Annotated in this window: 1 rRNA gene; it reads left to right on the top strand. The window is 54.6% G+C overall.

The annotated features are described in order from the left end of the window. A 23S ribosomal RNA gene (locus HMPREF2822_RS04045) occupies positions 1–273 on the top strand; the annotation flags it as partial.

Here is a 273-nt window from a genome sequence, read left to right as displayed (position 1 = left end):
TTGGGTAGGGGAGCGTCGTGCATGTGTTGAAGCGTTACCGTAAGGCGGCGTGGAGTGTGTGCGAGTGAGAATGCAGGCATGAGTAACGAATTGGAAGGTGAGAATCCTTCCCGCCGGATGACTAAGGGTTCCTGGGTCAAGTTCGTCTTCCCAGGGTGAGTCGGGACCTAAGGCGAGGCCGACAGGCGTAGTCGATGGATAACCAGTTGATATTCTGGTACCCGTATATCCGCGCCCATGATAAAGCACTGATACTAACCACCGCGGATACGA

The sequence above is a fragment of the Corynebacterium sp. HMSC062E11 genome (assembly GCF_001811845.1).
GTDB classification, from domain to species: Bacteria; Actinomycetota; Actinomycetes; order Mycobacteriales; family Mycobacteriaceae; genus Corynebacterium; species Corynebacterium hesseae.
This window is presented reverse-complemented; position numbering and strand designations above follow the sequence as displayed.